At 39.1% G+C, this 11,950-nt stretch carries 9 protein-coding genes; 6 read left to right on the forward strand and 3 right to left on the reverse strand.

From position 1 onward, the window contains the following. The first annotated feature begins 31 nt into the window (after positions 1-31). Complete coding sequence (locus R2R35_RS16945) at positions 32-1,585, forward strand: nitrogenase component 1 (protein ID WP_317731015.1); 1,554 nt, start codon at positions 32-34, stop codon at positions 1,583-1,585. 19 nt (positions 1,586-1,604) lie between these two features. Further along, the gene (locus R2R35_RS16950; protein WP_317731016.1) at positions 1,605-2,822 is read left to right on the forward strand and encodes a nitrogenase component 1; all 1,218 of its coding nucleotides are present in this window, start codon (positions 1,605-1,607) and stop codon (positions 2,820-2,822) included. 551 nt (positions 2,823-3,373) lie between these two features. On the opposite strand, the gene R2R35_RS16955 is transcribed toward R2R35_RS16950, so the two are convergent. Further along, entirely contained in the window at positions 3,374-4,546 is a 1,173-nt protein-coding gene (locus R2R35_RS16955; RefSeq protein WP_317731017.1) for an iron-containing alcohol dehydrogenase, read from the reverse strand. 426 nt (positions 4,547-4,972) lie between these two features. On the opposite strand from R2R35_RS16955, the gene R2R35_RS16960 reads away from it, so the two are divergent. Together R2R35_RS16960 and R2R35_RS16965 are read left to right on the forward strand one after the other, a co-directional pair. Continuing rightward, a complete protein-coding gene (locus tag R2R35_RS16960) occupies positions 4,973-5,785 on the forward strand; it encodes an FHIPEP family type III secretion protein (protein ID WP_317731018.1) in 813 nt (270 codons plus the stop codon). Positions 5,786-6,196: 411 nt separating this feature from the next. Further along, positions 6,197-8,407: a HelD family protein gene (locus R2R35_RS16965; RefSeq protein ID WP_317731019.1), complete on the forward strand. Its 2,211-nt coding sequence runs from the start codon at positions 6,197-6,199 to the stop codon at positions 8,405-8,407. A 119-nt stretch (positions 8,408-8,526) separates the two neighbouring features. Here the strand turns inward: R2R35_RS16965 and R2R35_RS16970 are convergent, their stop codons facing one another. Together R2R35_RS16970 and R2R35_RS16975 are read right to left on the reverse strand one after the other, a co-directional pair. Further along, positions 8,527-9,795 carry a peptidoglycan-binding domain-containing protein gene (locus R2R35_RS16970; RefSeq protein WP_317731020.1) on the reverse strand — a complete coding sequence of 423 codons (1,269 nt, stop codon included), beginning with the start codon at positions 9,793-9,795 and terminating at the stop codon, positions 8,527-8,529. Between the two features lie 87 nt (positions 9,796-9,882). After that, the gene (locus R2R35_RS16975; RefSeq protein WP_317731021.1) at positions 9,883-10,137 is read right to left on the reverse strand and encodes a YkgJ family cysteine cluster protein; all 255 of its coding nucleotides are present in this window, start codon (positions 10,135-10,137) and stop codon (positions 9,883-9,885) included. A gap of 406 nt (positions 10,138-10,543) precedes the next feature. Here R2R35_RS16975 and R2R35_RS16980 point away from each other — a divergent pair, with 406 nt between their 5' ends. Then, positions 10,544-10,939 (forward strand): hypothetical protein, encoded by a 396-nt coding sequence (locus R2R35_RS16980; RefSeq protein ID WP_317731022.1) that lies wholly within the window; start codon positions 10,544-10,546, stop codon positions 10,937-10,939. A 157-nt stretch (positions 10,940-11,096) separates the two neighbouring features. Beyond that, a complete protein-coding gene (locus R2R35_RS16985) occupies positions 11,097-11,933 on the forward strand; it encodes a DUF5685 family protein (RefSeq protein WP_317731023.1) in 837 nt (278 codons plus the stop codon). Positions 11,934-11,950: the final 17 nt, after the last annotated feature.

The raw sequence follows: 11,950 nt of genomic DNA on the forward strand, positions 1-11,950 counted from the left end.
ATATAGCATAAGAAGCAGTAGGAGATATGAAATGAAAGAAAGAAACAAGCATGGCTGGTTACCTCTTTCCAAAATAAACGCAAGAACGGTCATACCTTTTTCCGGTATTCCTGAGGACCCCGGCAGGCACTGCCCGATGCATACTGCGTTGTCCCTGATAAGAAATATAAGCGGGGTTTCCACCCTTGTAGTTGGAAGTGCAGAATGCGGCTATTACAGCCGCTATGTCATGACAGATCAGAAAGGGCGAAACGGAGAACTTCATTATGTATATGAACTGGATGCAGGCGAAGTGGTATTTGGCTGTAGAAAAGGATTGCTGGAAGCTCTTAAGGAAATGGACAGGGAAGGTGCAGAAATAATAATGTTAATTCTGACCTGTGTACCTGCATTAATCGGAGAAGATATGGAGGCTGTCATAAAGGAACTGGAAGGCAAGATATCCGCAAAGCTTTTCTTTGTAGATGGAGCCCATTTTAAATATAACGGTTATTATCCAGGATTTTTAGATACTTATAGTGGTTTAGGTCTGCTTTATAAGGAGGCTGCCCTGAAAGAGGAAGCAAATAAGGGGGAGAGAAATGTAAACCTCCTTGGTGCTTTATTGGGCAAAGAAGGAAACGCTCTGAAGGAGTGCCTGCAGGAAGCCGGATGCAATCTATTAGAGGTAAATCTTCAGACAATTGTAAAAGCAGCAGAAAAGATCAATAAGGGCACCTTGAATGTGCTTCTGGATGCCAATCAGAGTCTGTTATCCGAAAAGCTTCATAAGCCTGAAATTCTCTTATGCAAAAGCTTTGAAGCAGAAGCCATCAGAACAGCTTATCAAAAGTTATTCGATCAATTAGAAATAGAGCGGGAGGATCAGAATTTTCTCCATTCTTCTTATCAGGCTTTGAAAGAGAAAGAGAAGCAGGCCAAAGAAGTATTAAAAGGAATTCCTTTTATTATGACCAGCCAGGAGCTGCTGGCATTGCCAACCGCTGCCTATCTGTCTGAGTTAGGTATGGAGCCAAAACTTCTTTCGGTAGAGAATCTCTATGAAACAGACCTTCCCTGGAAAGAGGATATCTTGAAGCATGGAAATGATCCTTACCTGGTAACCATAACAGAAAACAACAATATAGGTCATTGGGCAAGGGATTATAATCTGTTTTCCATTGGACACTGCTTACATATACCAAAGGAAAGAGTACTGTTTAATCCTGCTGTTCATAGAATTTTTTCGCTGACCGGTTATGAGCGAAGTATAGCGTTGCTTGACCGGTTGTTGGAATTAGCTGAGAATATGGAAGAAGTACCGGTTAAATTACAAAATAATTCAAAGCAGCTGGCAACAGATAAGGCAGCAGTTGAGTTACAAAGACCAGAGCAAGGGTCAGCAGAAAAGGCAGCTGTTAAGCAACAAAGAGCAGAGCAGGAGTCAGCAGAAAAGGCAATTGTTGAGTTACAAAGAGTAGAGCAGGGGTCAGCAGAAAAGGCAGCAGTTGAGTTACTAAGAGCAGAGCAGGAGACAACAGAAAAGACGACTATTAAGTTGAAAAGATCAGAGCAGAAAGTATTAAAACAGCCGGATAATATATAGCTAAAAGGAGGGGATAGTCATGGGTCTATATAAACAGCAGCCACTGCCCTCCGGAAGGATGGGTGCTCTCTGGACTCTTGGAACCATTAAAGATGCAGTTGTGCTGGAATTTGGTTCCATGGGGCATATGATATATGCCAGGAGATGGTTTGAACAGGCCGGTTATAATGAAGAGGATGTCAAGCTATATGTTACACATCTTGATGAGAAAGACATTGCCCTTGGTATCACAGACCGTATTGGCAGAGCTTTGGATGAGATCTTAGCGGAGTATAGAGCTGAGGCAGTATTTTTGATTCCGTCCTCCGTACCTGAAGTTATTGGAATTGATATGGAGGCCATCTGTGAAGAATTAAGTTATCAGTATGAGGATCTGCCAATATTATTCTTTCCGTGCGGAAGCTTTTCCTATAATTATCATAAAGGTATTGAGACCGCACTGTACGAGCTTCTGAAACATCTGCCGGTAAAGGTTGAAAGGACAGAAGAGCTTACCTGCAATATCATTGGTTCCTGTATAGACCTGCATTTGTTTGAGCAGGATGCAAGAGAGATCGAGAGAATCCTTAAGGGAGCTTTCGGAATGAAGGTATCCTGTGTATTATCCACAAAAGCAGATGTAAAGAGCATTCAGTCAATGGGAGCTGCGCAGGTTAATCTTGTTATCAGGAGTGAAGGCAGGAAAGGAGCGGAGGTATTAAAGAAAAAATTCGGAACCCCTTATCTGCTTGGCAGACCTTATGGCTATAAAGGAACGCTGGGATGGATAAAACAATTAGAAGAGCTGACTGGTCTGACAGCTGATGTTAAGTTTATCGAGGAAGAGCTCAGGGAAGGAAGAAGAGCATTTGAGAATATTGCGCATATGCTGGAATACTTCGGTGACAGGGCTGTTTTTCATGCCGGTGGTAACGCAGATGTGGTTCAAGGTTTAAGAGAATTTGCTTGCGGTGAGCTTTCTTTAAAAGAAGGGATTTTCTGGTGTGATTCCAAAGAATATGAACAGGCTAACCTGCCCTTTAGAACAGAAAATGAGTTACAGCTGATACTGGAGGATATGAGAACGGGAATTCTGATGGCACGCAAGGAGGTTCAGAAGAAAGTACAGGGAAATACTTCTGAGCTGGTTACAGAAAGAAGCATAAATGAATGGAGCTTTAATCCGCATACACCACCTTATGTAGGATTTCGGGGGGCTTTAAATCTATGTGCCAGATGGTTTGAGGAAATACAGTAAAGTCAATTTAGAACGTTAGGTAAAAGAGTTAGGTGAAAAGTAAGTTTTTCGCAAGGGGACGGCAAATTACAGAAAATAGAAAGAACTCATGCTTCGATTCCAAGGCATAAGAAGTCCTAATTTCTCTGAATATTTTGTGCTTGACATATGATAAAACAGATAACTCGCTTCGCTCAAACAATCTGTTTTATCATATAGCACAAAATATTCAGAGAAAAGGACGTCTAATGCCTTTCCATAGGCGCATTCGTTCTTTCTATTTTCTGAAATTTGCCTGAGCTCCTATGGATATATATAGTACTTTGATATTTAAATTTGTTTTAAAAGGACTTAAAACAGGCTGCACCTTCCAGTTAGGAGCTTTGTTCCCGGAAAGGTTCCCAGTTCTCTCCGGGTAAAACTCCCAAGTGGAAGGTGCAGCCTGTTATTATGCTTTACTAGCTATTCATTAAATTATATCCAGCGCTATCTGGGGTTAGAAGGCTTTCTAGAAGGTATTATAATTCTGAAAGAGATTGCAGGATTCTATTTAAATTATGTAGTAAAGCTCTTTAGAAATCAATTTCAGTTCCGTAATAAGTAGCTGTTAAGAGTTTCTCCATCTCAGCAGGAGTAATGGTCCTTGGATTGGAACCAGTACATGCATCCCCTACAGCAAGTTCTGCAATAGTGGCAACTTTTTCTTTGAATTCTGCTTCGTTGACACCGAATTCTTTTAAGGTCTTTGGAATGCTTAAATTAACATTGTAGGCATCGATCTTATCACATAGTGCTTTCACACATTCAGTATCTGTACCTGTGATTCCAACGCTTCTTGCAATTTCAGCATAACGTTTTTCCGCAGTTTTAGCATTGAATTTGATTACATAAGGCAGGTAAATTGCATTTGCACAGCCGTGAGGAATATGTCCGGTTGAGAAAGCAGCGCCAGTCTTATGTGCCATGGAATGTACAATACCAAGGAGAGCATTTGAAAATGCCTGTCCTGCAAGACATTGTCCATAGTGCATTTGTTCTCTGGCTGACATATCACCTTCATAGGAAGCAGGCAGATATTCAAATACCATCTGGATAGCCTTGATAGCAAGAGGATCTGTAAAGGGACTGTTAAGAGTGGATACATATGCTTCCACTGCATGTGTCAGAGCATCCATACCGGTATGAGCTGTTAAAGTCTTAGGCATGGTTTCTGCAAGGTCAGGATCTACAATAGCAATATCAGGAGTTATATTAAAATCTGCAAGAGGATATTTGATTCCTTTTGCATAATCAGTAATTACGGAGAAAGCAGTAACCTCAGTAGCAGTACCGGAGGTGGAAGGAATAGCAATGAATTTAGCTTTCTGTCTTAAAGTAGGGAAAGAGAAAGGCTGAATAATTGCTTCAAAGGAGGTTTCGGGATACTCATAAAATACCCACATAGCTTTTGCAGCATCGATAGGTGAACCACCGCCCATGGAAATAATCCAGTCAGGCTGGAACTCACGCATCATTTCAGCACCCTTCATAACTGTTTCTACTGATGGATCGGGTTCAACATTTTCAAAAAGTTTCGTTTCAATGCCGGCCTCTGTTAAATAATTAACTACTTTATCCACAAAACCAAAGCGTTTCATGGAACCGCCTCCTAAAACAAGGATAGCTTTTTTACCTTCAATGTGTTTTAACTGTTCTAATGCACCTTTGCCATAATACATATCTCTGGGCAGTGTGTATCTCATCATATGAAATTCCTCCTTATTATTAGCCAAATGTGAGCAGTTGCTTCAACATATATCATAAAAAGTAATATCTGTTAACTGGCACATTGTTTCTATTTCTGTATCTATTATAATATTGTTAAAGAATTAACACAATCATAATTTTTAACAATATTCCTTCGGATATTTGTATATAATTTAATAAAAATGGCAGGGACTTTTCGAATCTATATGAATAATTACTTATTTTGTTATGATATTGTCTGGATTCTTTATGCCAGCTATTATTTGCTTATAGAAAAGCAGTAGAATAACCTTTAAATCTCGAGATTTTCTATGTTCTACTAAAATAGCTGTTGTTGAGCTAAGGATAAACATCCGGTTGTTTTACTTTTCTTAAACACAATGTTATCATTGCCAGGAAAGATAAAAAAAGAGGAGGTAATTGATATGACGGTAAGAGGATTTGAAGAAAGATTAATGAATTTAAGAAAAGACGGTAATTATACCCAGGAGGAATTAGCAATGCGCCTTGGTGTCACTCCCCAGGCTGTTTCCAAATGGGAAAGAGGAATGGGATATCCGGACATAGAGCTGTTAGTAGCGCTCTGTCGTATTCTGAATTGTTCCATTGATTACCTGCTGGAAGGTGAGAATAAGGTGGATTTTTATGAAGAAGCTGGCTTAAAACCTACCCAGGAGATTCTGAATAACCTGCTTGCAGAACCGGTGCTGCTGGAATTTGGTATCGGTCTGTTAGGAGCTGCCTCTGAAGAAAGCAGTAAAGGTTTTCCCGAGATAAATGAAATACGTAAAAGAGCAGCAGCATCCCTTGGAATATTGATTCCTCAAGTCAGAATTCGTGATAATACTGATTTAGGACAGTTTACCTACCGTATCTGGGTTTATGATACAAATTTGTTTGAATATTCTTTTGAGAAAGAAGAAGCAGCGGCTTTTGGACAGATCTACAAGGATCTGGAAGAGACCTGTATAAAATATTACGGTAAGATATTAAATAAACAGCTAACAAAACAGCTGACTGATAATCTGGAAGAGAAATACCCCGAGGTTATAAAAGGGGTAATACCGGATAAGGTTCCACTCATTCAATTTCAAAACATCTTAATTCATGTCTATGAGAAAACGGGAACTATACATAATTTGATTAAAATAGTAGAGCTGTTGGATGATCTGGCTGGTAGAAGTAAGAGAACAGAAGAGCTAGCAGAAGAAATAACAAAACGATTAAAAGAAAGATAATTTATCCGAAATACAGGAAGGCCAGTCATCAGCTTCTGGCTTTTCCTGTATTAATAAATTAATATACTGAACCATTAGTATGCGATAAACAGGAATCCTGCTGCAAAAGTTTAAGAAGAATGTTTTCCAAAGCGGATCAAAAATTTATAGAAGCTGATAATTCCTGATTATAGAAAGAGGAGTATTGATTAATAAAATAAAAAACATTGAAACCTAGGTTTCAATGCGACGAGAATATTTGTTAAATTGTCAGATAATTCGACTACTTATTTTTAGGTAAACTTCATTATATATGATACCATAATTAAAAATAAAAGTCTAGTATTTTTTAAAATTTTCCATTAATATGATACAGGTAGCCTGTTAAACGGACTTAAACCATTAGTTCGCAATAGACCTGAAGGAGGTATCATGGAAAATAGTGAAAGACATGAAGAGCTAAGAAGTGAGTGGAAAAGAGAAGAAGAACATTTAAAGGAATGCGTTGCGCTTATCAGGTTTAATGTAGATAGCCAGAGTGCGGAATTAGCCAGAGTCCGTTCTGAAACCAAGGAGCTCTATGATAATTACCGTTCCAATAATCCGGAGCTGCATAATGACCTGGTTATCGGGCTTAGTATGCAAACTGATCTGGAAAAATCCCTGAGTAAGAATATGGCTGCCTTGAAAAAGCCTTTTTTCGGAAGAATCGATTACAGAGAACTTGGAGTTGTAACAAATGGAGAAGAATTAGAGGAAGAAAAGAAGGAATTTTCTTTATACATTGGTAAGAACGGAGTAAGCAAGAGCAGCACGGAGATTATTATTATTGACTGGAGAGCACCGGTATCCAGTGTTTATTATGACAGTGATGTTGGTGAGAGTTCCTATCTGTCACCCTATGGGGACAGAATCCTGATTGGTTTGGATTTAAAGAGAACCTTTGAAATACAGGACAGCAGTCTGGTGGATTTCTATGATACGGATGTTATCGCCAACGATGAATTTCTAACCAAATACCTTGGAAAGAACAAAGAAGTGGTATTAGGGGAAATCATTGCAACAATCCAGAAGGAACAGAATGAAATTATCAGAGATACACCCTGGCACAGTGTAATCGTACAGGGAGTTGCGGGCAGCGGAAAGACTACGGTGGCAATGCATCGTATTTCCTATATTTTATATAACTACAAGGAAAGATGCCGCTCCGATGAATTCTATATTATAGGCAGTAATAAAATGCTGCTGAATTATATCACAGGTGTACTGCCAAACCTTGATGTATATAATATTAACCAGATGACGCTGGAGGAATTTCTGATCTCTCTTTTGGATAAGGAATTCGATAAGCTCAGGAAAAAGTATAAACTTACGAATCCTTTTGCCAGAAGCCGTACAATAGGAGACAGAAACAATCATACGATAACCCGTCTGAAACGGTACAAAGGTTCTTTGGACTTTATAAAAGCCCTGGAGTATTACCTGGATTGGTATGAAACCACAATTATTAAGACAGAGGATATTAACTATCATGGCAAGAGTGTATATTCAGAAACGGAAATAAGAGATTTTCTCACAATCTTTCAAGAGAAGCCGCTGCAGGAAAAACAAGAGCTCCTTAATAAACGCCTGGTCAGTAAGATTAGGCTTATCAATGAAAGAGAACAGCAGGAAAAGGAAATCATAAGCATAGAGACTAAAAAATACAAAGACTACTTCGGAAAAAAAGTAGCGAAGTTCGATTATGAAAAGATGTATTTAAATTTCATGGAAAGTCTTCTTACAAAGGAACTCTATAAGGAATTCACACATCACCTTCCAGAGGAAGAGGTGGTGAAGGAGCTGCAGGCAGGTTTTCTGAGAAAAGAAATTGATCTGTATGACCTTTCCATGTTTGCCTATCTGAAAAGAAGAATCAAAGATACCAAGGATTTTGAGTATGTAAGTCATATAATTGTTGATGAAGCACAGGATTTCGGTGTGTCAGTATTTTATTGTATGAAGCAGCTTTTTTCCGGCTGTACTTATACTATAATGGGGGATATTACACAGAATATTCACTTTGATACGGGTATGAATGACTGGGAAGCTCTGCGCAGTGATGTGTTTTCAATAGACAAAGATAAATTTTATGTACTTGCTAAAAGTTATCGTAATACAGTAGAAATCTCAAACTATGCCAGCCGGGTGTTAAAGCACTGTACCTTCAAAACCTATGATATCGAGCCTATCATACGTCATGGTAAAGAGGTAGAGGTGTGTAAAGCAAAAGACCAAGAAGAGATGTTAAAGAAAACAGCCCGGATTCTTAAAAGCAGCAGGGAGACCGGTTATACCACACAGGCTGTTATTTGCAGAACGGAGGAGGAGACCAAGGAGGTATATCTTAAGCTTAAGGAATTAATCGAGGTGGAACCTCTAAATGAGGATATGGAGCAGATGAACTTTACCAATGGAATCATGGTATTACCCATTCATATGACCAAAGGTTTGGAGTTTGACAGTGTATTATTATGGAACCCTGATGTAAACAATTATGAAAAGAGTGATGCTGATGCCAAACTCTTATATGTAGCAATTACACGGGCACTCCATGAACTTCACATAGTTTACATGGGTGAGCTGGCTGAGCTACTGGTATAAGAAAACAAAAGGATTTTATAAAAGAGATAGCTGTCTGAAAATAGCAGCGAAATAATATTGCCGATCTTGTGTGAAGTGATCTTAACTATCAGATCACACACAATCGGCAATATCTTTCATTATACGCATTTCCGTTCAGCATTTAACAGCTGGCTATAGGTTCTGTACATTGAATACCAGGTAGCAGCGTCCACGACTCCGGTGGCAGGCAGCAGGACAAGGTTTTGATAATTTTTCACTGCACGTTCTGTTACCGGTCCAAAAACTCCATCCTCCTCAAGGGGGGGTATGACCAGATATGCCCTTGCTATCAAATCCAGCATTTTCTGCAGGGCATTGACATTTCCGCCAATTGCACCATTGCTTAGGTCCTTGCCCTGCCAGGGATATATAACATTGGCTATCTCGTCGGTATAACTAACATAAAGATCATCATCATAATAATAATGCAGGATGAACATGACATCATAGCCCGTATCCCCTAGTAATTTTGAACCCCAGATAGATAACATTCCAGTGCAGTCGGTAAGTGTCCCCCGACAGCTCTGGGTTAATATAGGCTGCAGTATCCCCGGCCTTGCCAAAAATAAATTAAACAAATAATCCACCGAAACACTGATGTTATCATAAATATTACGCCCATAGATCCATAACTGGTCATAGGCCGGTGAAGAGGTAATATTAAAGGTATAACCCTGTCTCTGATACCAATTGGTATAATAGCGGTTCATGGCGAAGGACAGGGTTGTAAGAATAATGGCATTAATGGTGTCAGCAGGCCAATTGGGATAACAGATACTGGATACAACATTTTTGATATAATCTCTGTACTCCACAAAATAATCCCCTGCTTTATAATCGCTGGGTATACCATTGCGTACTACCAGAAATTCAGGCACTACTATGTGGGGAGGATTATTCGACTCAGGCATTTCCTTTACTTCATCTTCGTAAACCTTGAGGGGATAGGTTCCATAGAGATAATGAGGTTGTATCACGATTACTTTTGAACTTTCATCAGAATCTATATTACGCGGCATAACGACTCTTTGCCTGGAGGAAGAATCGGGAAATATCTGAACACCGTCAATAATAACTGTTTTTAGACCCTGTGCCGTTACTATAAGAATGTATTCCGAATAAGGCCTTTCACCGGGAGGCTCCATGCTGTATTCAAGGGCAGGTGCCGGGAGGTTTATTGGTTTTGTCAGGCCGGAGTAATCAGTAGTAAGAGTGTCTATTAAAGTATCGGGATCGTCGCGGTTATAAATTTTAATGGTAGCTATATCAATAGGTCTGGAACCTGCTTCACAAATAACCTGTACCTGAAGCTTACCAAAGTACGGGCCTTTGTTTTTAGGAAGTAAAATTTTCTCGTTATTATCCATTGCCTTCTCCCGCTATAAATGCATCCATAAAAAGAATAATATAAATTACTTTTATATATGCAGGGAAACACAAAAAGATGCAGAGATTCAGCCTTTTGTAAGCGACTCCAGAGTGTCCCAGAATGAAAGGGCTTCCTGTATATTAATACCGCAGATTTCCTCGGTAGGTGTCAAACTTTCACATACCTTAGGCCTGGTATCCAAGCCGAAAATCTTACATTTATTATCACTTGTAAGCTGGATACAGCGTATACCTGCAGGCTTACCATCAGGCATACCGGGTATGGGGGATGAGATGGAAGGAGCGATGCAGCATGCACCGCAGCCAATTCTGCAATTCATAGTAACTCCTTTCTGCGAGCAGTAGCACGCTCTAAATCAAATGCAATTAATTTTTTACAATTCACCTGACTCTATTTTGTATGCATCTATTTTGTATGCAATCACATACATTGAAACGAAAATTTTAAAGTTTCTAACAATTACACAAACACCTAATTGTGTACGGTAGTCTGAAACAGCTGCCAAAGATTCACCCTTAGACACTCAAATCACAGTATAGCACACCCCAATTCATGAAAAAAGTCTGATATGTATAAAAAGTAAATTAAGAATGCCTTCAATCCATTGACAAGACTCCTTTACTACTGTAAGGTTGTAACAGAATTAATAATTTATAAACATTATTCCGTGCTGTAAGAAAAACGGAACTGAAAATAGAATTGCAAAGAAGCAGATGGAGGTCATTATGAAAGAAAAATTCAGGCAGTTTATGGTTGGCAGATATGGAATGGATCAATTAGGCCAGTTCTTGTTATGGATAGGTGTTATTCTAATGCTTTTGTCTACCTTCCTTACAAATGCTATCATATCTTCTCTTTCCTTTCTCTTGCTGATACTTTGTTATATCAGAATGTTCTCTAAAAACACAAGCCGCAGATACAGCGAGAATCAGAAGTATCTGATGCACAAAGAGAAATTTCTTGGTTATTTCAAAAACTTTAAAAGCCGCAGAGAGAAGAATAAGAATTACCATATCTATTCCTGCCCTACCTGTAAGCAGAAAATCAGAATACCAAAAGGCAAAGGGAAAATCTGCATTACCTGTCCAAAATGCCATGCTGAATTTGTAAGAAAGAGCTAACTGACAAATGAAATAGCCGCTTGTTAAGGATAAAAACATCTTATAGGGCATTATTTAAACAAGCCCTATGGGGCGCTAAAAAACTTAAGTTGAAAGATTCTGAAATGAGCATACTTAAAGTAGCTCATTTCAGTTTTTGTATTTGAGACAAGAATGAATGAACAAAGGAGTCATGATGTTTGGTTATATCACCATAAATAAACCGGAACTAAAAATAAAGGATTTTGAGAAATACCATTCCTATTATTGCGGTCTCTGTCAGGCACTAAAAAAGAAACATGGTGTAATGGGACAGGCTACCTTAACCTATGATATGACATTTCTAGTAGTACTTCTAAGCGGCTTATATGAACCGAAGGAAAAGATGGAAAGTCATCGCTGTGTAGCTCATCCCACAAAAAAACATAATATGAGGATGAATGATATCTCCGAATATGCGGCTGATATGAATATCTTACTGGCATATCATAATCTTATGGACGATTGGGTGGATGATAAACACCTTGGAAAGCTTTCCTTAGCCAAACTTATGGAAAAGGATTATAAGAGACTTAAAGTCAGGTATCCAAGACAGGCTCAGGCTGTTGAGAAATATATGGAAGACCTGAAAGCTTGTGAGGAGAAAAAAGAGACAGATATCGACCTGGCAGCCGGCCTGACCGGCAGAATGTTAGGCGAGATTTTTGTGTATCAGGAAGATGAGTGGGCACAGAATGTCAGAAATCTTGGTTTCTATCTTGGTAAGTTTATCTATCTCTGCGATGCCTTTGAAGACAGGGAGAAGGATAGGGAAAGCGGCAGCTATAACCCTTTTCTTCTGCAAACAGAAGAGATTTCCGCAAGAGAAATCTTAAACCTTATGATGGCAGAATGTGCCAGAGAATTTGAGAGGCTTCCGGTATTAATGAATGCAGATATACTCCGTAATATTCTTTACGCAGGAGTCTGGGTCAAATTCGAAAGAGCTCAGGGAGAAACGAAAAAGGATGCATAAATGGCAGATTTGCCTGT

This window comes from Anaerocolumna sp. AGMB13020 (assembly GCF_033100115.1).
Lineage (GTDB): Bacteria > Bacillota > Clostridia > Lachnospirales > Lachnospiraceae > Anaerocolumna.